General features: G+C 63.2%; 30 protein-coding genes and 3 other RNA genes. 3 read left to right on the forward strand and 30 right to left on the reverse strand.

Annotated elements, in window-relative coordinates; all coding sequences use genetic code 11:
* From GD606_RS15615 to GD606_RS15725, 24 genes are all read right to left on the reverse strand, one after another.
* A complete protein-coding gene (locus GD606_RS15615; protein WP_163302457.1) occupies positions 1-222 on the reverse strand; it encodes a hypothetical protein in 222 nt (73 codons plus the stop codon).
* A complete protein-coding gene (locus tag GD606_RS15620) occupies positions 219-833 on the reverse strand; it encodes a Rha family transcriptional regulator (protein ID WP_176629323.1) in 615 nt (204 codons plus the stop codon). Before GD606_RS15620 ends, GD606_RS15615 begins: the two co-directional genes overlap by 4 nt.
* Positions 834-1,094: 261 nt before the next feature.
* Complete coding sequence (locus GD606_RS15625; protein WP_163303986.1) at positions 1,095-1,685, reverse strand: hypothetical protein; 591 nt, start codon at positions 1,683-1,685, stop codon at positions 1,095-1,097.
* Positions 1,686-1,739: 54 nt separating this feature from the next.
* Entirely contained in the window at positions 1,740-2,045 is a 306-nt protein-coding gene (locus GD606_RS15630) for a hypothetical protein (protein ID WP_163303987.1), read from the reverse strand.
* Positions 2,042-2,488 carry a hypothetical protein gene (locus tag GD606_RS15635; RefSeq protein ID WP_163303988.1) on the reverse strand — a complete coding sequence of 149 codons (447 nt, stop codon included), beginning with the start codon at positions 2,486-2,488 and terminating at the stop codon, positions 2,042-2,044. The genes GD606_RS15630 and GD606_RS15635 overlap by 4 nt, the downstream gene beginning before the upstream one ends.
* 15 nt (positions 2,489-2,503) lie before the next feature.
* A complete protein-coding gene (locus tag GD606_RS15640; protein WP_163303989.1) occupies positions 2,504-2,899 on the reverse strand; it encodes a hypothetical protein in 396 nt (131 codons plus the stop codon).
* Between the two features lie 2 nt (positions 2,900-2,901).
* Positions 2,902-3,372 carry a regulatory protein GemA gene (locus GD606_RS15645; protein WP_163303990.1) on the reverse strand — a complete coding sequence of 157 codons (471 nt, stop codon included), beginning with the start codon at positions 3,370-3,372 and terminating at the stop codon, positions 2,902-2,904.
* Positions 3,369-3,578, reverse strand: coding sequence for a hypothetical protein (locus tag GD606_RS15650; RefSeq protein ID WP_163303991.1), 210 nt, complete (start codon positions 3,576-3,578; stop codon positions 3,369-3,371). The genes GD606_RS15645 and GD606_RS15650 overlap by 4 nt, the downstream gene beginning before the upstream one ends.
* Position 3,579: 1 nt before the next feature.
* A complete protein-coding gene (locus GD606_RS15655; protein ID WP_163303992.1) occupies positions 3,580-3,768 on the reverse strand; it encodes a hypothetical protein in 189 nt (62 codons plus the stop codon).
* Positions 3,768-4,169 (reverse strand): hypothetical protein, encoded by a 402-nt coding sequence (locus GD606_RS15660; protein WP_163303993.1) that lies wholly within the window; start codon positions 4,167-4,169, stop codon positions 3,768-3,770. The genes GD606_RS15655 and GD606_RS15660 overlap by 1 nt, the downstream gene beginning before the upstream one ends.
* A complete protein-coding gene (locus GD606_RS15665) occupies positions 4,166-4,678 on the reverse strand; it encodes a hypothetical protein (RefSeq protein WP_176629324.1) in 513 nt (170 codons plus the stop codon). Before GD606_RS15665 ends, GD606_RS15660 begins: the two co-directional genes overlap by 4 nt.
* 8 nt (positions 4,679-4,686) lie before the next feature.
* Positions 4,687-4,751, reverse strand: an RNA gene (locus GD606_RS15670) — hammerhead ribozyme type II.
* Positions 4,752-4,971: 220 nt separating this feature from the next.
* Positions 4,972-5,223: a host nuclease inhibitor protein gene (locus GD606_RS15675; RefSeq protein WP_163301358.1), complete on the reverse strand. Its 252-nt coding sequence runs from the start codon at positions 5,221-5,223 to the stop codon at positions 4,972-4,974.
* Positions 5,224-5,231: 8 nt separating this feature from the next.
* An RNA gene (locus GD606_RS15680) (hammerhead ribozyme type II) lies at positions 5,232-5,296 on the reverse strand.
* The gene (locus GD606_RS15685; RefSeq protein WP_163301357.1) at positions 5,296-5,565 is read right to left on the reverse strand and encodes a hypothetical protein; all 270 of its coding nucleotides are present in this window, start codon (positions 5,563-5,565) and stop codon (positions 5,296-5,298) included. The genes GD606_RS15680 and GD606_RS15685 overlap by 1 nt, the downstream gene beginning before the upstream one ends.
* Before the next feature lie 10 nt (positions 5,566-5,575).
* An RNA gene (locus tag GD606_RS15690) (hammerhead ribozyme type II) lies at positions 5,576-5,640 on the reverse strand.
* Entirely contained in the window at positions 5,640-5,774 is a 135-nt protein-coding gene (locus GD606_RS20805; protein ID WP_281362002.1) for a hypothetical protein, read from the reverse strand. The genes GD606_RS15690 and GD606_RS20805 overlap by 1 nt, the downstream gene beginning before the upstream one ends.
* 10 nt (positions 5,775-5,784) lie before the next feature.
* Complete coding sequence (locus GD606_RS15695) at positions 5,785-5,991, reverse strand: hypothetical protein (RefSeq protein WP_163301356.1); 207 nt, start codon at positions 5,989-5,991, stop codon at positions 5,785-5,787.
* The gene (locus tag GD606_RS15700; RefSeq protein ID WP_163301355.1) at positions 5,988-6,521 is read right to left on the reverse strand and encodes a host-nuclease inhibitor Gam family protein; all 534 of its coding nucleotides are present in this window, start codon (positions 6,519-6,521) and stop codon (positions 5,988-5,990) included. The genes GD606_RS15695 and GD606_RS15700 overlap by 4 nt, the downstream gene beginning before the upstream one ends.
* Positions 6,522-6,531: 10 nt before the next feature.
* Positions 6,532-6,723, reverse strand: coding sequence for a hypothetical protein (locus tag GD606_RS15705; RefSeq protein WP_163301354.1), 192 nt, complete (start codon positions 6,721-6,723; stop codon positions 6,532-6,534).
* A 105-nt stretch (positions 6,724-6,828) separates the two neighbouring features.
* A complete protein-coding gene (locus GD606_RS15710; protein WP_163301353.1) occupies positions 6,829-7,209 on the reverse strand; it encodes a transcriptional regulator in 381 nt (126 codons plus the stop codon).
* Positions 7,206-7,766: a hypothetical protein gene (locus GD606_RS15715; protein WP_163301352.1), complete on the reverse strand. Its 561-nt coding sequence runs from the start codon at positions 7,764-7,766 to the stop codon at positions 7,206-7,208. The genes GD606_RS15710 and GD606_RS15715 overlap by 4 nt, the downstream gene beginning before the upstream one ends.
* A 2-nt stretch (positions 7,767-7,768) precedes the next feature.
* Entirely contained in the window at positions 7,769-8,539 is a 771-nt protein-coding gene (locus tag GD606_RS15720; RefSeq protein WP_170304568.1) for an AAA family ATPase, read from the reverse strand.
* A 64-nt stretch (positions 8,540-8,603) separates the two neighbouring features.
* On the reverse strand, positions 8,604-10,781 hold the full coding sequence (locus GD606_RS15725) for a TnsB C-terminal domain-containing protein (protein WP_163301350.1): 2,178 nt from the start codon (positions 10,779-10,781) through the stop codon (positions 8,604-8,606).
* A gap of 101 nt (positions 10,782-10,882) precedes the next feature.
* On the opposite strand from GD606_RS15725, the gene GD606_RS15730 reads away from it, so the two are divergent.
* Positions 10,883-11,251, forward strand: a complete 369-nt coding sequence (locus GD606_RS15730; protein WP_163301349.1) for a hypothetical protein — start codon at positions 10,883-10,885, stop codon at positions 11,249-11,251.
* 51 nt (positions 11,252-11,302) lie between these two features.
* On the opposite strand, the gene GD606_RS15735 is transcribed toward GD606_RS15730, so the two are convergent.
* Positions 11,303-11,509 carry a helix-turn-helix domain-containing protein gene (locus GD606_RS15735; RefSeq protein ID WP_163301348.1) on the reverse strand — a complete coding sequence of 69 codons (207 nt, stop codon included), beginning with the start codon at positions 11,507-11,509 and terminating at the stop codon, positions 11,303-11,305.
* The gene (locus GD606_RS15740; protein WP_163301347.1) at positions 11,487-11,939 is read right to left on the reverse strand and encodes a hypothetical protein; all 453 of its coding nucleotides are present in this window, start codon (positions 11,937-11,939) and stop codon (positions 11,487-11,489) included. Before GD606_RS15740 ends, GD606_RS15735 begins: the two co-directional genes overlap by 23 nt.
* An 89-nt stretch (positions 11,940-12,028) precedes the next feature.
* Between GD606_RS15740 and GD606_RS15745 the strand changes: the two genes are divergently transcribed.
* Positions 12,029-12,892 (forward strand): LexA family transcriptional regulator, encoded by an 864-nt coding sequence (locus GD606_RS15745; RefSeq protein ID WP_246298841.1) that lies wholly within the window; start codon positions 12,029-12,031, stop codon positions 12,890-12,892.
* A 298-nt stretch (positions 12,893-13,190) separates the two neighbouring features.
* On the opposite strand, the gene GD606_RS15750 is transcribed toward GD606_RS15745, so the two are convergent.
* The 4 genes from GD606_RS15750 to GD606_RS15765 form a co-directional block, all read right to left on the reverse strand.
* Positions 13,191-13,844 carry a flavodoxin family protein gene (locus GD606_RS15750; protein WP_163301346.1) on the reverse strand — a complete coding sequence of 218 codons (654 nt, stop codon included), beginning with the start codon at positions 13,842-13,844 and terminating at the stop codon, positions 13,191-13,193.
* A 169-nt stretch (positions 13,845-14,013) separates the two neighbouring features.
* A complete protein-coding gene (locus GD606_RS15755; RefSeq protein WP_163301345.1) occupies positions 14,014-15,897 on the reverse strand; it encodes a CASTOR/POLLUX-related putative ion channel in 1,884 nt (627 codons plus the stop codon).
* Between the two features lie 465 nt (positions 15,898-16,362).
* Positions 16,363-17,928, reverse strand: a complete 1,566-nt coding sequence (locus GD606_RS15760; RefSeq protein WP_163301344.1) for a methyl-accepting chemotaxis protein — start codon at positions 17,926-17,928, stop codon at positions 16,363-16,365.
* 6 nt (positions 17,929-17,934) lie between these two features.
* Positions 17,935-18,342 (reverse strand): bacteriohemerythrin, encoded by a 408-nt coding sequence (locus tag GD606_RS15765; protein WP_163301343.1) that lies wholly within the window; start codon positions 18,340-18,342, stop codon positions 17,935-17,937.
* Positions 18,343-18,738: 396 nt separating this feature from the next.
* Here GD606_RS15765 and GD606_RS15770 point away from each other — a divergent pair, with 396 nt between their 5' ends.
* Positions 18,739-19,923: an MFS transporter gene (locus GD606_RS15770; RefSeq protein WP_163301342.1), complete on the forward strand. Its 1,185-nt coding sequence runs from the start codon at positions 18,739-18,741 to the stop codon at positions 19,921-19,923.
* Positions 19,924-19,938: the final 15 nt, after the last annotated feature.

Here is a 19,938-nt window from a genome sequence, read left to right on the forward strand (position 1 = left end):
TCACGACCCCGGGGGAGGCGTCAAGTCCGTCATCTCCCGGGCCAGTTCGTGCGCCGCCCCGGCCAAAAGCTGGAGCAGCACGGCCAGCCCCTCCACGGCCTCGCGGGACGGTTCCGTCTCCAGGCTCCAGGCCGGGATCGATTCGCTCAGATAGTCCGCCACGCAGCCCATGCGGCGGATGGCGTCGGCCGGGTGCTCTCCGGGCCGCACCAGCCCGGTCATTGCGCCAGCCCCCGCGCCGCGCGGGACGCGGCCGCCGGGCCAGACGTCGGGCCGGACGCCGGAAGCAGGCCCAGGGTGCGGGCCTGGCGCACCAGCCTCCAGACCACATCCCTGGACACATCCAGGAGCTTGCCGATCTCGATGCAATTGAGGCCCTTTTGATGGTAGCGCACGGCCTGGTTGATGCGGTGCAGCCGCTCCGGCGGCACGGCCAGGGCCGCCCGCGCCCCGTCGGCCAGGGCCTCGCTGCGGGCGTTTTCCAGGGCCGCCCGCTCCAGGCTGTTGAAGGCCTCGATGTAGCGGAGCTTCCATTCCATGGCCCGGGTGGAGTTCCAGCCCATCACCAGGAGCGTGAAGGCGTCGCGGGTGAGGAGGTAGGCGCGATCATTCCGGACAGCGCCGTTCCCGATTTCCACCGGGATGGACATGGGCTCAAAGTTGAGCCGATGAAACGATTCCGGCAGCTTGCGGGTCAAATCGTCGATGTCCCGCAGCACATTCTTGTGCTTCAGGCCGAAATGTTGGGCCAGCTCCACGGAACGGACGGCCGGGCGCTCCCCGGGCAGGAATTCGACGGTCACCGGAACGGAAGGGGTTTGAGAAAGGGACATGCTGCACCTCGTAAGGTTGGGGTTTGGAAATAAAAAAGGCGGCATGACGTTCCCCTGCCTTACGAGCAGCCGGGGCCTCGCGGACACCCGGACGTCATGCCGCCGATTCGAGCCTTTCCCAAAGGGAAACGCGAAGGCGACAAAACAAAAAACCCGCTCTTTCGCGCCGGATGGGAACCGGAGCAGAGGCGGCAGGACGCCTCGTAAGGTTGGGACTTTCCGGTTAGGATTTCCGGCCGGGGTTGTCAAGAGCCGTGGCCATTAGAACTTGCTCTTTTCCTTTTTCTCATTTTCCTTTTTCAGCAAGTCTATGAACTCTTTTGAGTCATAGATAACTTTTAGCTGGACGTTGAAGTTTTCACCGTCCAAGACGCACGCAATACGTGTTGTCGGAGTCTCCCAGATTGATATCATTTCGAGATATCCTAACGAGATGGCTTGTCCATAGAATTCTTTATCTTTTGCATAAAGTTCATTTTTCCACAGCACTCTTGAATCCTTTGGAGTGCCATATTTTGAGTCAAGCGTTTCCTTGAACACATCATAATCATCTATGTAGTCATTTTTGTTTGTGTGCTCATCGGCAAGAAAATACATTGCTTTGCATAACTTGCTGTCAGCAAAAATATACATAACATGGATTTGATTTCCGAAGAGCGTGTCCTTGAAAACAAGCATGTTGTCTTTATCAAGAATTGGTTTTTTCCCTTCGGATTTGACAACATCTTCCCTGCTCATCCCCCATTTCACACTGCGGAGATCGTACGCGTCCTCAGCAGCCAGCAGGGAAGGGACTGCGAGAGTGAGCATCAGCAACCACGCCCCGGCCGACATCAAAGCCCTTATCCGCATCACACGCCTCCTTGTTTCCGAAGGGATATCAACCCTCCCGCATCCAGTAAACGCCTATTGCCTTGTCTCCGTCTCCGGCGCGGGAATGTCGCCAGCCCCGGCCCCGGGCGCGGGCGTGGCCGCCTTCGCGATCCGTCCCAGGGTTCCCAGGATGCCCTCCAGGGTCTGGTTGGCCATCATGGTTTCACCGAGGCTCAGGAACGCCCCCGCATCGGTCAAGGTTGAGATGCCGGGGATCTTGACAGTGACAAGCATCGCCACACCCGCCAATCGGGCGGACAGGTGCGTCAAAAGCTCCACCTGCCGCCGTTTCTGACGTTTCAACTCGTCCCGTACGCCAGCCGACGTTTTCTTTTTCACGCTTCCTCCTCGATCCGTTCACATTCCGACAGCAGCACCGGCTCCCGGCGGCCCACCACAAACACCCGCCAGCGGCCGTCAATCCCCAGAAACGCCGGAGTCTTGGCGATCACCCGGTCAAAGACCGGGCGGCCGTCCTCGAAAAATTGCCCGTTCGGCACGGACAGCCGCGTCCCAGCCGCGATGCGCCGTCCGGACGCCGGGGCTGGCGTGTCGTCCTCGCCCCGCAGCGCCCTGGCCAGGGCGAATCCCAGCCCCTCCAGTGTCACGAACGCATATTTCTCGTCGCCAGCCGCCAGCCAGCGGCCATCCACCCGCAGCCGCACCGTGCCCGGTTCCGGCCGTTCCCCGGGCCACTGCGCCGCGTCGAACAGCTCTATCAGCGTCGTTTTGCCGGAAATTTTGAGCAAAACAGACCCCAATTTCGTGCGTGTTTCCGCCATGATTCTCCGGCATCCTTACAGCAAACTGTGTTGATCCGGCCGCCCGTCGCCACCGGCCCGGTGCCGCCGCACGGTGCGCCCTGCCACCCCGGCCAGGCGGGCGATCTCGTTTTCGCTTTTCCCGGCCTTGATGCCCTCGCGGATGGCCCGCCACACCCTGGACCGGTTCCCGGCCAGCGGTCCCAGCGGGATCGTCAGGTTCTCGCCCTGGGCCATCCAGGCGATCTTTTCCGCCGCCGCCCGGCCCACGGCCGCCACCAGCCAATGGTCCGGCGTGAGCGTCTCGGGGCGCGGGATGTAGACCGTCGTGCCGCCCTTGGCTTCGGCCAGGCGGTACGCCGCCACAGGCCCCACCAGGTCGGCGATGGCCGCCAACGTGGGCGGCAGGTCCGCGTCAAACGCCCCGGACATGTTTACTCCCCGCCCTCGGTAAACGCGGCGTCCTGCTGATCCTTGCGCCGCAGGTTCTTGCCCAGGGCCGCGATCACGGCCTGGAGCTGCTTGGTGGTGGCCCATTCCAGCTTTTCCGGGCCGCCCTGGCGTTTGAGGATGGCCAGGGCGTAGTCCCAGGGCACGAACCGGCCCTGGACGTTGGCCGTTTCGGCAAGTAAGGCCTCGATTTTGCCCATGAGCGCCGAGCGGTCGTAGTCGCGCTGCGCGGGCGCGGCCCGGTCGCCACGGCGCCGGGCAGGGGCCTGGAAGCCCCGCCGCGACAGGAACCGCAGCAGATCGTCAAGCTGCTTCATATCCAGTGTGCCCGCCGATTCCGCGCCGTAGCGGCCGTCCAGCATGGCCCGGTAGTCCGGGTCATCCATGCCGAGCTGCTTCTTGGCGATGTGGATTTTGGCCAGCATGCCCTGGCGGCGGGAGGTCGAGCGGTTCATGCCCGCCTCCGTAGCGCCACGTCCTCGCACCCCGGCAAGAGCGGCCGTTCCGCGACGATGTCGCCCGGGAAAAGGCACACCTCGCGGTCTGCCAATGCGCCGTCAGCACATATCTTGCGGCCAACGCCGCCGCCTCGCGAATACGTGACCATCATCACGATGCGGCCTTTGTGGCGCTTGGACATGACGTAGGGTTGGCAGGGCATGTCATTCTCCCTGTTTTGCGGCCCGGGCCGCGATCTCGTTGAGACGTTCGGCGCAAATGGCCGCGATGCGCTCGGCCGCGTCCGGCTTGTCCGGATCGGCCAGGAAAAATCCCACCAGCCGCCCGCGCGCCGTGTCGCGGATGGCGGCCCGGCCGGGGATGGCGGTGGTATCGACGGCGAAGCGGGGCATCACGCATCCCCCCGGACCAGCGTGATGTCCGTGTTGTTGCGGATCAGGTGGCGGCGCAACGGCCCAAAGCTCGGCCAATAGGGAAGCCACGCGGTAAATGTCTCTTTATGACGGCTGGGGCGTTTCGCGAGGCGAGCGATCTTTTTTTCCTGCTCCTGTTGTTTCCTGTTCAATATCGGACGCGTCGAAGGCCGGTAAAACCGCCGTCTCTCCTCGCAATCCTCAAAAAGCCACTGCCCCTTGAAGTACCCATTGACAAAGGGGACGATGGCATACTTGAGCGTACCTACCGACTCTACTTTCAAGCCAAGCGTAAACCCGTCGCACATCAACTGCACATGTCCGTAGGGATGGCTGCACCCCCTCTCAACATAGTCCCAGTCTTCTTTTGTCATCGTCATATCGCCACCATGTACACCTGAAGTTCCGCCTCCAGTTCCGCCACCAGCCGCTTGAGCTGCCTGTTTTCGCCTTTCAGAATCGCGTTTTCTTCGGTCATCGTCGCGTCGGTTGTCCGGTGTACACGCTTGGCGCGCGAATCAAGGGCATCAAGTATTTCTCGCAACCGATCAATCTCGCATTGCTTATCCTCGATTTCGCATTCCAATTCCTCTTTTTCGCGCTCAAGCGCCGCGCACCTGTTGTCGTCCGACTCGGCAGGGGCGGGGATGGCCAGGGGAGGGAGTTCCGGGCGGGGAGCCTTTATTGGCTTGGACTCCGACCCGCCCTCGCGGGGTCCGAAAGCCTGCTCAACCAGCTCAAACGGATAAAAATATCTCCGCTGTTTCCCGTCCCACAGCCCGTAGCGGCGGCCGCTTTTCCCGAGCTGATACCCGGTGCCCGTCTTGCGGACTGTGCCGGACTCGCTGATTTCGTAGGCCGGATAATTCGGGATGGTGCGCCATTCCATGTCTTGCTCGTTGGCTGCTCATCAGGCCGGACGCGCCACCGTCCGACGACCGCCCCGCAGGGCGGTTTCGCTAAAGCCTTCCGTCTGGTAAATCGAAGACGTACTTTGCTTTTGTTCTCCAGACACGACCACATCTCCTACAACTCACACTGCTGTAATCGCTTCGCGTTGCATGGTATCCAGAGAATGCAGAGCAATGGTATCTTCTCTTAAAAACAAACCACGCACGTTCATTCAATGGTTTCTTTCGTTCCTCGCATGTGCATGAGAACCCGCCCATTCGACACCTCCTCCTACTGCTCCCGGCGCAGGCTTTGTTCGACGCGCCGTGAGAAATCCAGCACAGCGGCCACTTTCGCACTATCATCCTGTGCCAAGGCAAGGTTTGGAACGAGCATAATCACGCCATCCCATGCATGCACCGCAAGATCACGGACGGCACGCTGGAGTTGACACGCATCGCCACTAGCTATTGGGAGCGCACCGTCCGGGCACGTCTCGTTGATGCGAACCACTCCGTTGGTGAAGCAATATGCGACGGCCATGTGTCTCTCCTCGGCTGCTCATCAGGCCGGGACCGCCACGTCCCGACGACCGCCCCGCAGGGCGGTTTCGCATTATTTCTCTTCATTTGCTTCGAATGCTTCAATGGCTTTGAGTACTCGCGCCGGAAGCACCTTGCAGTACTCCTCCGGAAACCCGAGCCATGCTTTCAAGTGGGCACCGACAGCGGCGGCAAGAGCAGCATCACGCAAGGTTTTTCCATACGTTGTGCAGTGCTTGAGTTGATGCTTGTCGTCATACGCGATGATAATGACCTGTTCCTTGTCATAGTCCTCGGCTATCCGCTTTGCTGCCTCAATTGGCACCGGCACATACTCGGCCATGTTTCATCCCCCTCGGCTGCTCATCAGGCCGGGACCGCCACGTCCCGACGACCGCCCCGCAGGGCGGTTTCGCATCACTCCAGATTTCCCTCCCGCTTCAAGGCGGCGAGTGTGCGATCCGCAGATTCCTCGCCGCCGCTGTATTCGGCAAAGTCACCCCAATGCTCTTCGAGAGTGGCCACAACCGCCGCATAATCGATGTCATCCATAGCAGGTCTCCTATTCCACCCCGGCCATGATCCGCCGGGCCGTGGTTTGCAGACACACCACGGACACGCCGCAGGCCGCAGCGTCATGGATGGCCCGGGACAGTTCCTCCGCCCGCTTCTTCCAGGCCAGGGCCTGGGCCTCGGCCGCCCGCAGCACCCGCATGGGCACATGCCGTTCGACCACCTCGACCGTGCCGCCTTCCGCCTGCCCGCTCATGCCGCAGCCTCCTTGATTTCCTCGGCCGAAAGCTCGTAGTAGAAGACGTCCTTTTTCGCGCGCCTTGCCCCCACGAGTTCCAGGCGCTCGTCAGGCCACTTCACCATTTCGTCCCGGTTCAGCTCTTCTTTGATGCGGACGGCACCGGCAAACGGATCGTCGGGCTCTCCGGTAATCAACGTCTTGATCCGCTCCAGGATGCCCGCGAGAGTCCCCTTGCCCTTGGCCTTTATCTCCGTGGAACGCCGGAAGCCGATGGTCCCGAAATTGAGCTGTCTGCTTCGCGCCTTCTCGAACAATTCATCCTTTTTCGATCCCGCGAAGGTGACCAAGGCCGCTTCAATGGCCTTTTTATCCCCCAGCTTGGCCGCCAGCCGCTCCTTGGCCAACGCCTTCATCTTGTCGATGGTCTCGTTGAGCTTGCCTTCCTCGGCCTCTACGGCCCGCTGGATCTCCGCCAGCCGGGCCAACGCCTTGTCCGCCGCGTCCAGGTCCGCGATCAAAAAGGCCGGATTCGGTTTCGTGCGCATGTCTGTCTCCTTATTTTGCGGGCGTTGCGGCCGGAATCGGCTTCTTTTCCATGGCCACCGCCCGTTCGATCTCTTCCACGGCATCCGCCGCGTCGGTCAGTTCGGCCTGGCACACCTTGAGATAGGCCCACACGCCCTCGTTCACCTTGTCCGCCAGGACGCCCAGGCTGTTCCGCACGTTTCTGATCTTGTCCCCAAGCATCGCAGTCCCTCCGTAATTTCCCGTTTCGTTTCCCTGGCCTCGCGCCGCATAAGCCGCCCGGCGGTCACGGCCCGCAGTCCCATCCGTGCCCGCACTCGCCGCGCCTCACGCTCCACACACCTGACGGCCCTGGTCATGGTCTGCCTCCAGACGGTGCGGACAGGTCCGACAGGCCCGGAAAAGCCGCACATAGGTGGGGTTTATGGGGGTGTACGGCCGTTCCTGGTGCTCCCGGCACATGGCCGCGTCGATGTCGCCCAGCACCGGGCAGGCCACGGCCGTGGCCATGAGGATCTCACGCACCCGGCGTTCCATGCGCGCCATGTCGCCGTAGGCATTGGCCAACACCCGGCACACCGCCGCAGGCGACACCCCGAGCCGCTTGGCCACGGCCCGGCCCGTGGAGGCGTCGCAGGCCGCCGCCAGGGCCTCGATCCAGTCCGGCGCGAAGCCGTGGGCCTCGCGGGCCTTGGCCAGGGCGCTCACGACGCCTCCTCGGCCGGGGCCGATTCGGCCATGATCTCGCCGGTATTGGCGTCCACCAGCCGCCGGATGCGCTGGATAAGCGGCGCGCGCGCCCCGGTGCGCATGGCCTCGATGGCCACATACCGTCCGGCCCCGGCCTGCCGCAGGTAACGGCCGCGCGTCAGCCAAACGCAGTAGTAAACGGCCTCGGCCACAGCCACCGGGGCCTCGGGCAACGAGGCCGTGATCGCCAGATCGCGGGGCGAGAATTCTTTCAGGATGCCCATGGCCCGCCACATGCGCTGCCGTCCGGACGGCGGCAGGACGCGGCCGTCCTTGGCCACGCGCGGGGCGTCCACGCCCATGTCCCGGGCCAGCCGGTACAGTTTGCGCGTCCGGCCGCGCGGCCCCATGACCATCTCGCCGGAGTCGGCCACGATCCCGGCCAGGACCAGGGCCTTGACGTAGTCCGTGGCCGCCGGTTCCGTAGCCTTGGCCGCCCGGGACACGTCCACGAGGGTGAAGCTGCCGAGCTGGCGCATGGCGGTCCACATGGCGTCACGCTTCGAGATGGCCATGGTCACGACCTCCGGCGCGGGGCCTCGCCCGTATAGAGCGGACGGCCGCCCCAGGCCGCCCGGTCCATCACGTCCACGCCGTCGAGCTGCCCCTGCTCCTGGATGCGCTCCAGGTTCACGCAGATGCGCCGGATGGACCCCCTGGCCGCGGCCACCAGATCGGCCAGCAGGTCATCCGCCACCCGCACCCGGTCGCAGTACATGTCCCGCAAGGCCCGGGCGTCATCCAGGTCCGCCGGTTGCGCCGCCACCCAATCCAGGATGCGGCCGTGGAAGCGTTCCCAGGCCGCCAGTTTCCCCGGAAGCTGCTCCTCGCCGATGAGCAGGATGGCCGCCCGCGACGCCTCGTACAGGTCTCGCACCAGCTCCACGGCGTTGCGGTCCACCACATGGTCCATCTCGTCGATGATCAATGGTCGTCCGGAGCGGGCAAGCTGCTCGGCCGCCTGATCCACCATGGCGCTGATGGTCCGCGCGGGCTGGATGGTGCGGCCCCGGCGGATGTCCATGCTGGTAAGGATCGACTCCAGCATGGCCTTTTTGGTCCAGGAAGACCGCGCCTCCACGTAGTAGGCGTCGGTGCGGGTGGCCACGTAGGCCGCCGAGGTGGATTTGCCGTAGCCGGACGGCCCATACAGGACTACCAGCCCCGGCAGATGCCCCGGCCGCTTGGCCGCCTTGTCCAGCGCGCCCAGGCACAAGGCCACGTTTTGCAGGGGGGCCACCCCGCCGGGCAGTGGGGTGGTGTTGACAAGCGTCTCGGATGTTGACACGCTACGACCTCCTTGATTTTGGTCTTTCAGAGCGCCCACCGCTGCAACGGTGGGCGTTCGTCGTTTACTGCGCCCCGGCCGCCTGCCCCGGGACCATCTCCCGCAGCATGGCCTGGGCGGAAAATTCCGATGTCTTGCGGTAGCTCTCCCACCACTTGCGGTCCTTTTGCGGCACGGCCGCGCCCGCCTGGATGGCCGCGTCAAGCTCACGCCACCGCGCGTACCGCTGGCGCGGCGATTCCGGCAGTTGATGCACCGTGGCCGCCTGCCGCATATCTTCGGCCAGCGCCGCCCGGGCCGTCCGTTCGGCATCAGTGGCGGGTCTGGGCGCGGGCGCGTCCGTGGCCCGGGCCGCCTGCCCGGCCTCGCGCAGCATGGGGGTTTCGTGGGGGAGCGTGGGGGGCGGCAGGACGGACAGCTTGCCCGCCTTGGCCGCCGCGTCGTGCAGGATTTCCCGGGCAATGTCCTTGGTGGAGTGCTTTTTACTGGCGGCCCGCCGTTCCGCCGTCTTCTCGGCAATCGCCGCCTTCTGGGCCGCCTTGGCCGCCGCCGCGACTTCCTGGCGGGAGATGCCCGCCGTGGCGGGGTCCACCGCCCGGCACACGAATTCCATCTCGCCCGAGGCCGCCTCGGCGAACACGTACACGGCCCCCACGTCGGATTCGTCCAGCAGCACCCGCACCCGCTGCCCGATGATCGGCCCCAGGGCGGCATGGATGTGCCAGCGCCCGTCGATCTTGAGACCCTTTTTGCGCACCGTGCGCCAGGAATCCCCGTCCGCCGGGGCGGAGAGCAGCACGTCCAGGGCGCGTTCGTCCGGCCGGGAAACCGGCAGCCGCCAGTCCGCCACCACCTTCAAGGGAGACTTGCCGCCCAGCCCCTCGTGGGGGTCGCGGGCATAGATGTCTTCCGCCCAACGGTCGCAAATGGCCTGGAAATCCTCCGGGCTCATGTTTACGGCAACGGATTCGCCAGATGTTCCAAGGCGTTGCGCGAACGACTTCCGGGCCTCGATGTCCTTGCGTCCGGCCACGTCGTGGCCGATGTACCCGTCCAGGAGTTCGACCAGGTCATGGGAAAAAGTCTTGAAACTGCGCTCGATGTGCGGCTTGGCCTCGGGGGTGAACGGCGGGGCGATGCGTTGCGTGATCCCCAGGCCCAGCAGGGCGTCCGTGATGTGCCGGGACACGTAGTCCGAGCCGTTGTCCGTGACCAGTTCCTCCGGCACTCCCCAGGCCAGGATGGCCTTGCGCAGGCAGGCTGCCACGGCCGTGGAGCTGGAACTGCGCGAGATGTGGTAAACCACCCGGCGCGAGTAAACGTCGATGATGGCCACCACGTTGTGCCGCTTCCCGTCGGACAACATCACGTCGCCCTTGGTGGAGTCGATCTCCCACCGCTGATTGAGCCGCACAACGTCCGCCGAGGCCGATCCGAACGCGCACTGGTACGTGGAGCGCCACTTGTCTGGGTTGGAAATTTTAAGAAATGCCGAGCTATTGGCGCGCTTCCAGGTTTCCACAAACCGTTGCAGGGCGCGCAGGCTGGGAGCCTCGGCCTCGCCGAACCGGGAGATCAACCCGCGCCGGATGTGCTTGGATGAGGCGTGGGGATGGTCCGTGAGCATGGCGGTGATGAACTCGGCCACCTCCGGCCGCGCCGCCAGCCCCGAGCCGCGCCGGTGTCCGTAGTTGCCCGCAAGCCGGGCCAGCCCGCCGGTGGTGAGCGCCGTTTCCCAATTGCGGAGCGTCCCCGGGGAGACGCGGGGCACGTCCTCGCGCACGTCCAGGTCCACCGCGATCTGCCCCCGGCTGTACTGCGCCGCGAACACCGCCCGGGCCGTGGACGGGGCCAGTCCCGACGAGGCCAAAAACTGCTGATAGGCCGCCAGGATGGCCGCCTTGGCCGACGCCCGGCCCTTGGCCGTGTCGTTTAAGCACACATACCGGGCCAGCCCGGACTGCCGCGCCGCCGTGGCCGCCCGCGCGGCCAGGTTCTCGTCCAGGGAGAGCCGCAAGGCCTCCATTCGCCCGGCCGTGGCCGCCTCCGACGCGGCCACCCCGGCCAGCGCCACCCGCACGTCCGAGGGCAGGCTGTCCAGGCGGTACAGGCGCTTTTTCCCGCCACGGCCAGGGGATGGAATTTCCTCGTACTGCCAGGATTCCTTTTTCGCCCTGGTCTCCGCAGCCTGCCGCGATATTTGCAGCGCCTGCGCGATGTTTTTTGCCGTGACCTGGTCCATATGTGCCGCTCGTTCCCTTGAAAGTTTCCCGTGCCCCCTGCTAGGAGGGGACTTGGCTATCGGAGTTGCTCAACCCCTGACCGCACAGGAGGCACGGAAATATGCTTTCAGCAGAATTCGTCAGAGATACTTTGTATAATTTCACTATGTATGCTTTTAGCGACTTCAACGCCGATACAAAGAGAACACCTTTTAAGCAAAAAGCGTGGAATTCAGTCTTGGAAATGCTTGAAACAGAATCATTCATAACCGCAGAAGAAGCCACCATGCTTCCAAAGAAAAAAAAGAAAGCGTTACATGACATCATAATTGCATACATTACTTTTCTTTCTCTTCCTGATTGGCCGCCATTTCCGCAGGATTTTCTTGACGGTTCTTCCGAAAGGAAACTAAATACTCCAATTCTTCGGTATATGAGGACGCATTCTGACCAGATTTTAGACTATTACAGACAAGCTCACGGATATTAGGAAGGCAAGGGAACTGTTGTCGTGCGGCCGCCCGGAAAGCATCCTCGTGCATCACGCCGCCTCCTTCCTTTTTCCCAGGTACTCGACCGGACACCCGATCTGCTCCAGGTAGTTGCGCACCACATTCGCCCGTCTCGTCCCGGCCAGACAATGCGACACATAACTTCTGTCCACACCAGCGGCATGGGCCACGTCGATCATCGTGATCCCGCGCAGCACCAGCCACGCCTTGATCTTACGCCCCTGTATGGCCGCCATTGATCCTCTCCAAAAGTTCGCGCTTTTTGCGGCCGCGCCGCCGTTCCTCGACCGCCAAACGCCCATACTCGTAGATCGCCGCACCCTCGGGCGTGAGCCCCAGCCACCCGGCGGGCAGCGCCGCCTGGAGGATGCCCGCGTCGCCCAGGATGAGCCCCAGGGCCGCTAGATAATCCAGCGGGATGCGCCGCTCGGCCGCTTTGGACTCGGCCGTCCAATTGTTGATGTGATGGATGCTGATGGCGTCGCCCGTCAGGCGGGAGAGTTCATTGGCGACGTATTCACGGGTAAGGCCGGAGCGGTCCAGGGCGGCCCGGAAAGCCTCCTGGACGGCGTCCCTGCGGCGCAGGCTCCCGGCCGGAAGCCCGGCCGTGGGAAGGCTGGTCAACGGCAGGGTCAATTGCACCATGCCCGCGTCCAGTTTTCGCACACATTTTGCCATTGCCCGCCCCAGTAAACCGGGTTAAAAACCGGTGAAGTCGTCACACCTGTGACACGCCAAGGGCAGGATTAACGTCTTTGACGTTTACAGTCAACGTGTTTGGCGCTTGCAAATTCAAAATTGATGCTATTTTGATAAAAAACGTACAAAATACCGGAATAGTTGGATTAAAAATGCCTACTGAAAACGTCAAAAAAGTTGCAAATTCGGTTGCAAACACCCCGGATGAAAATGCAACCGATTTTGTCGGCGTTTACGGCCGCCTGAAAGATGCAACCGGTGCCAAGACTGACACGGATCTGGCGCACGCCCTCGGTCTGCGGCAATCCAGTGTTTCAAGTGCGAAGAGCAAAAAAGAGTTACCTCCCGCCTGGATATTTGAAATCGCAAAGCGGTTTAATGTTTCGAGTGATTGGATTCTCTTCGGAAGTGGAGAGATGAATCGTGATAGTGATGTGACAAGTTTACAAAACCTTGGATCAGAAACACGCACATCACATAAAGAACCACTAGATGAACCAGGATTTACGTTAATCCCAAAAGTAAAAGCTAGGCTCAATGCAGGAACAGGAAGCCTGGAAACCAGCGCGGAAACCATTGGCCATTATGCGTTCAAGACACAATTCCTCAAACGGAAAGGAAACTCCACGAGAATGGTCCTAATGGACATCCACGGCGACAGCATGGAACCTGTACTCGAAGATCAAGACACCGTGTTGATCGACGAAAGCCAAAACGAAATACTATCCGGCTGCATGTTCGCTGTCGGCGTCGATAACGAGGTCTTTGTCAAATACGTGGATCGTGAGCCAGGAATGCTGATTCTGCGCAGCCGTAACGAACGTTACAAGCCCATCGAAGTTCCCATGAGCGGCGACTTGGCCGACACCGTCCGCATCATCGGCCGCGTGGTCTGGTCCTGCCGGGAGTACGGCGGCTAACCGTCAAAACTATCCGTCGCAACCGCGCCAAAAATTCAAAACTAAACGTCGTCGGCGTCTTCACGCGCCAGTCCATCGCGCCCCCGGCCCTTCACCCCGAAACCCGCACCATTAGCCGGTTTTCGTCCCGCTATGTCCCGCTTCCTCCCGGCATATCCCGGTTTCCCCGCTAGTCAAATCTATGTGTCACGGCACACCAGGAGTTGTTCGAAAGTGATGCGTGTTCAAACGTGCAGCGCAGTTGTCCCGTGTGGCAGGTCTTCGGGCCGTCCCTGCGTTTGCGGGGAGGGGCGCGGCGTCAAGCCGGAGAACCCCCGGCCAGGCGGCGGCCCAGATCCTGCGCCCTGGCGCAATCCTGGGGGAAGGCCTCCTCGCGGCGTTTGCGCTTGGCCGTCTCATCCCAGACCGTGCACAGGTACTTGGAATAGTCCGGAAACTGGTAGGTGTCTTGGCACAGCAACACCTCGCAGGCGCCGAAGGTCCGGGCCATGGGTTCGCGCAGGCGCTTCACGATCCGGTCGTAGCCGCGTTCGGCAAAGATCGTTTCCGGCACGTTCATGGTGTAGATCAGGGCCGTGGGGATCTTTTTCGGAAAAATCGAGGGATAGCCCGGGGTGTAGGACAGGTAGGGAAAAAGCAGGCGCTCGATGAGGCAGCGCGTCATGCCGGACTCGGCGCCGAAATAGATCGGCGTGCCCAGGATCAGGGCGTCGGCCTGCGCCGCCTCCTCCAGAATCGGGGTCAGCCCGTCCTTGACTGCGCAGCGGCCGTAGCTTTTGCCGCCGATTTTCTTACACTCGAAACAACTGATGCAGCCCGTATAGTCCAGATCATAGAGATGGACGATCCGCGCCTGCGAGCCAGCCTGCCGCGCCCCGTCCAGGGCGTGTCCGAGCAGGGTGGCGGTGTTGCCCTTTTTTCGGGGACTGCCGTTTATGGCCAGGATATGCATGGGGGCTCCTTTCTTTCCTCCCCCATACGACTCCCCGCCGGGCCGCGCAATCAGGCACAAAAAAGGAACTGAGTCCCCAGGGAGGAACCCGGCCTCCGGCGGCGGGGCCGGTTTTCATGTCCTGCAGGATCAGGGGACGCGCCTTGCGGTTCATCTCGCCCCCGCCGGATCAGCCGTCGTCTTCGGCAAGCACCACGATGCGGTCGCCAGGGGCGAAGGTGATGGTGTCCCGGACGCCGGGGTTGAGCCGCACGCCGTAATTGGCCCCGGCATCCGAGGCCGTGGCGATGCTCCTCCAGCCGAGGGCCGATTCACCGCGCCGCAGGGCGGCCTGGATCACGGTGGCGAAGTTCACGGGGCAGCCTTCCCGCACATAGGACGAGGCCGGTTTGAGATACAGTTCCGAGCCCTCGGCCCGAAACAGCTCCCCAAACACCCGGAGCAGCTCGGGATTTTCGCTGACCTGGGCCAGCATCATGCTCAGGAGCCGGTCGCTGACGATGAAGTCGTCGGCCCGGGCCGCCTGGGCCAGGGCATGGTTGCGGTCGTCGAGGATCTGGGTGGTGATGGGAAAGTGGCGTCCCAGCCGATCGGCGATGGCCCGCAGATGCAGCAGGATGGCCAGGGTCCGGGCGTCGGCGCTTTGCAGGGGCAGGCTGGGATCGCTGAAGACCATGACATGGTCGAAATCCTGGGGCGACAGGCTTTGCAGGACATCCGGGTCCGAAACCTCGCCGATCCTGGACTCCACGCGCATGGCCCGCAGGTTTCCCGGGATGGGGGCGTTGGACGCGAACGCCGGGGCCACGATGAGCGCGTCGGAGCCGGGGGCGGCATATTCGTCGGTGCTGGCGAGAAACAAGGGCCCAAGCTGGTTCCAGCCGAGGATGAGCAGGCGCTCCGGCGCGGCCGCGCTGGCTGGAACGTCCGCCAGAACCGAGGCGTCGACGGCAGGGGCGTCGTCACTCAGGGCGATCATGCTGTCATCCTGGGCCAGACAGATCAGGGCGTCCCCAGGACCGAAAACCGTATCCGCAGGCGGGTTGATGAGCACCTCGCCGGCCGCCGTGCGCAGGCCCATGGCCGAGCCGTGCCCCATGCTCAGGGCGATGCGGCCATAGGTCTTGCCAGTCAGGCGTTGATCCGCATGCATGTAGATTTCGTCGCCGGAAAAATCCAAAAGATCGGTGAGAATGGCCGAGAGCCCCGGTTGGCGGCAGGTCTGGGCCATGATCCGGGCCACGATGCCGCCGGCCGGGATGAAGACGGCCCGGCCCGCCCCGGCGATGGTCGCGGCGGAGAGGCTGTTGTCGCTGCGCAGCACGGCGGCGATGCCGGGGCCCCCCTCGACGCCGTCCAGACGGCGCGACAGGGCGAGCACGGTCTTGAGCACCACCGCGTCAGGATCGTCGGGGTCGGCGGTGATGATCAGGATGGACTTGGCCGCGCCGGGATTGACGATGGCCAGGTCATCGACGTCCGTGGGGTCGCCCGTGCGGCAGACGAGGCGTCCCCCCTTGGGCAGCGAGATCTTGTCGCGCAGTTCGTCCTGCATCTCGACCTTGTCTCTCTGGGCCATGATAGCGATGCAAAAGGATCCTTGGCTCTCATTGGCCAGGGAAAGCTCCGAGACCAGGGCGAAGATGTGCGGGGACCAGCCCAAAATGACGCTGTGGCCCGTCTCGGCCACCAATGAGCGGCCTTTGCGCAGTTCCTCCAGCCTGGCCTCCAGCCCCGTGGTCAGCACGCCGATGAGGCTGCTGAAGATGAACACGCCGCCAGCCGTCACCAAAAGCATCAGCACCAGGTAGCTCCAGTCTCCGCTGTCCCCGGCCAGGGTTCCGGCGTCCATGAGGCGCATGAGGTTTCCCCACATGAGCAGCGGCAGCGGTTGGGGCTCCGGGGCGAGATCCAGGAAGACGACAAGGGTGGAGGCGATCAGAATGATGATTGCCGACATGGTGAAAAGGCCAAGGATGAGGGCCCCTGACCCGCGCGACATGAACGAATCGAATTTATACCTGAGTGTATCCGTCATGCGTATCCTGTTCATGTTCGCTCCTTTTCCGGGTGGCTGCCTATGTTTGTCCATCATTGCATTGGGGAATGCGAAAAGAGCCCCACGGCCATTTCACTGCACGACATTGCAAAAATGACGTAGAAGTGGCATAAAACCGAACATTTGTGCATACATGAGTGAGGCAAGACATGAGAACGCGTGATACTTTGCGGCCGACGCGGCGATGGCCCGGGAGGGGTGGTTGCTGGGAGAAGAAAGGGCCACGGTATGCGTGATCATCGTTCCCTTGATATCATGGAATATGCAGGAATGTCATGAAGTTTATCAGGCATATCCGGAAGGTGCGAACCCGTTTTACACGTCTTGAAAACAGAGGGAATGGCACGGAAAAATCGGGCATGGCCCGTGGCCGACGACGAACTGATCGGAAGCGAAAACGGCCCACTCCCACAACCGGGGAGACGGGCCGTTCTCCTTGCCGCCGTGCCGCCTGGGCGGTCAGACGTGGGCGGTGGGGCACAAACCCATGGCCTTGACGCTGGCGGCCGTGCGCGCCAATTCCCCGTCGCGCAGGGTCGTGGCCGCCAGCTCGCGTACCTGGGTCACCTGTTCGACCAGGCGTTCCAGCTCCCGGCTGGCGTTTTGCACCTCGTCGTACACCTCCTGGGAGGTGTCCGTGACGTTTAAGGCGCACATGTTGATCTCGAAGCTTGAGGCGCATTGCTGCTCGGCCCGGTGGGCGATGTCGTCGATCCCCCGGGCGGCGGAGACCATGGCCTCGGCAATGGCCGCAAACGAGTTCTCCACGGACTCGACCAGACCGCAGGAGGAGGAGATGTCCTCATTGGTCGCGGCCATGGCGTCCACGGCCTTTCGGGAACAGGTCTCGATGGCCTGCACGGCCGTGCGGACCTCCCGGGTGGCCGTGATGGTTTTTCCCGCCAGTTTGCGGACCTCGTCGGCGACCACGGCGAAGCCGCGTCCCGCCTCTCCGGCCCGGGCGGCCTCGATGGCCGCGTTGAGCGCCAGCAGGTTGGTCTGGTCGGCGATGTCGGAGATGATGTCGGCCACGTTGCCGATGCTGCCGGCCTCGCCCACCAACTGCGCCAGGATGAGTTGCAGGTTGTCGTAGGAGGCCACCACCTTGTGCGTCACCTCGGCGGTGCGTTTGATGGTCCCGGCCCCGTCGCGGGCCTGGTTTTCGGCCCCTATGGCGGTCTGGGCGGTTTCCGCGGCCATGGTGGCCATCATGCGCACGTTGTCGGTCATCTCCTGCATGGCCTGGGCCACCTGCCCGGCCTGGTCCTTGGAGTCGTGCATGGAGGCGACCAGGGAGACCAGGCTGTGGCTGATGTCCTTGCTCTGGTTCTCCAGGGCGGCGGCGGCGTCCGTGATGCGGGCGTTGATGTCCCGGATGGTCGCGTGCGCCGTCTCAAGGCTCGCAACGTCCCGGCAGGCCCCGGTCATATCCTGGAAGAGGCACAGCCAGCAGCCCTCGGCCGTGTCGATTTCGCGCAGATCCACCCGGTACAGGGATTCTTCGCCCAAAGGACGGGCGACGCGCAAAAGCGATCCGTCATAGTTTCCGGAGCGCAGGTTGTCCCAGGTTCCGGCGCTGGTCCGGGCGCAGAAGGCATCCATCGTGTCCTGTCCCGCCATCCCGCGCCCACCGCCCATAAGGGCGGCCATGGACTCGTTGCGCCACTTCAGTTGGCCTGAACAGACGACCGTCATGCACGGAAGCGGCAGGCGGGCCAGGAGATCCAGGGCTTGGCGCTGCTCCCGGCAGGCTGTGCTCAGACGCCTGTCCAGGCTTTGTATCAGGTTGTCGGTTTCGGCCTCGACGGGGAGTTCTCCTGCGGGCAAAAGCGCCCGGAGCCTCCCCTGAAGGGTGGACATGGCCCGGCGGCTGGCCGCCCAACTGGCCACGATGGCCGCGACGCAGGCCACGGCCAAGGCCGGAACCGCCTTGCTCCATGGCCCGTCGAGAGATCCCGTCACCCCTGCCGCTATGGCCAGGATGACGGCGACGACAGCCGCAGTGAAGGAGAGTCCGTGTGCCATGGCCGATCAAACGACGCCGGCTTTGTTGAGGAAGGGGCTGTATTTTTTGTCCGTGCCTTTGATGTGGTTCACCAGCCAGTTGGAGAGGAAGTTCAGGATGTCCATGGACATGGCACACTTGCCGCTCTTGAGGTCTTTTTCCACGGCGATGACCTTGGCCACGAATTTGTCGTGCTCGGCCTTGTGCGCCGTGTAGTCCGGATAGCCGTGGGTCTTCATGTGCCGCTCCTCCGTGGCGAAATGGCTGGCGGCGTATTTTTTCATCTCGGCGACCATCGGCATGGCAAGCGCGTCGGCCTTGCCCTCCTTCATGGCCGTGTGCAGGCGATTGACCATGTCCACCAGCTTTTTATGCTGGTCGTCGATTTCCCGGATATTTACCGAAAGACGGTCGTTCCATTCGAGAAGCGCCATACTGAACCTCCTTGTGATTCAAGTTTCCAGAAAGTTCAACGAGTTAGGTAAAACGGATAAGTAAGACCCGATTTATCCCATATGCACAACCTTGGCAAGGGTCAAAATATCATTAAAACGTCAATAAACCGAAATATAACGGATTATTTGTGAAAAAAAATGCAAAGCGTCAGGCCCGGAGGCCCTCACACGTCAGGCCAGGGCTGTCTGCGGGGGAGACCCCCCTGGTATGTGGCGGGTTGTATTGATTTGGCGGAAAAAGGGGTTGTCGCGGGGAGGGGGGCGTGACAGAAGACGGGAGCCGTCCCGCCAGCCGGGCGGCCCGGCAGGGACGCCCCCGGCCGGGCGATGCCCGGATCACGGGCAGGATTGACCGCAACGGAGAATGCCCGAACCATGACCCGATGTACCTGGAAGCGGGCCGACCTGCTCGTGCCCATGGTCATGACCCTGACGGCCATCGCCACCATCTACGCCCCCCAGCCGCTCCTGCCGCTTCTGGCCGGGGAGTTTCGCCTGAGTCTGGCCACGGCCGCCCTGGCCGTGACGGCCACGCTTTTGCCCCTGGCCGCCGGGCCGCTCGTGTACGGCTATCTGCTGGAATCGGTCTCGACGCGGCAAACCATGGTGGTTTCCCTGGCGGTCCTGGCCGCCACCCAGGCCGGGCTGGCCTTTTGCGATTCCTTCGGGGTGTTTCTGGCCCTGCGTTTCGTCCAGGGCATGGCCGTTCCGGCGCTTCTGACCGCGCTTATGACCCACGTCGCGGCCTCGGCCACGCCGGATCGGGTCCATGCGGTCATGGCCACCTACATCGCGGTGACCACCCTGGGCGGATTTTCCGGGCGTTTTTTCTCGGGGCTTGCGGCGGCGCAGTGGGGGCGTCGGGCTCCCTTCGCCGTGCTGGCCGCGCTTTTGTGCGGGTGTCTGGCCCTGGCCAGGACGCTTTCGGCCGACGCGCGTACGGAATTCGCCAAGCCTTCGCCGGGGATCGTCCGGCAGGTCTTGGCCCGCCCCGGGTTTCTCAAAACCTACCTCATGGCCGCCTGCCTCTTTTTCGTCTTTACCGGCATGCTCAACATCCTGCCTTTCCGCCTGACGGAAATAGAGGGGCCGGTCTCCTCGGCGCGCATTGGTTTTATGTATCTGGGCTATCTGGTGGGCATCGCCGCTTCCCTGTGGTCGCCCCGGGCGTCGCGGCTTCTGGGCGGGCGCAAGGCCGTGCTCACCGTCGGGTTGGCCGTGGAGGCCGCCTCCGTGCTGGTCTTCGCCGCGCCTGCGGCCTGGGCCATCTTTTTTTCCGTGGTGGTCCTGTGCGGCGGGATGTTTCTGACCCACGCCGCAGCGCCGGGCATCCTCAACGCGGCCGTTCCCCGGCAAAAGGGCGTGGTCAACGGGCTGTACCTGGCGTTTTATTACAGCGGCGGGGTGCTGGGCTCCTATCTGCCAGGGCTGGCCCGCGACAGGCTGGGGTTTTGGGCGGCCGTGGCCCTGCTTTTCGCCGTGGCCCTGTGCGCCCTGGGGCTGGCCGCAAGCCTGGGGCCCGGGATCTTCGACGGCCACCGCCCCGAAAACCCGGCCTGAAGACCTGACCGGGGC

The organism is Desulfolutivibrio sulfodismutans DSM 3696 (assembly GCF_013376455.1).
Lineage (GTDB): Bacteria > Desulfobacterota > Desulfovibrionia > Desulfovibrionales > Desulfovibrionaceae > Desulfolutivibrio > Desulfolutivibrio sulfodismutans.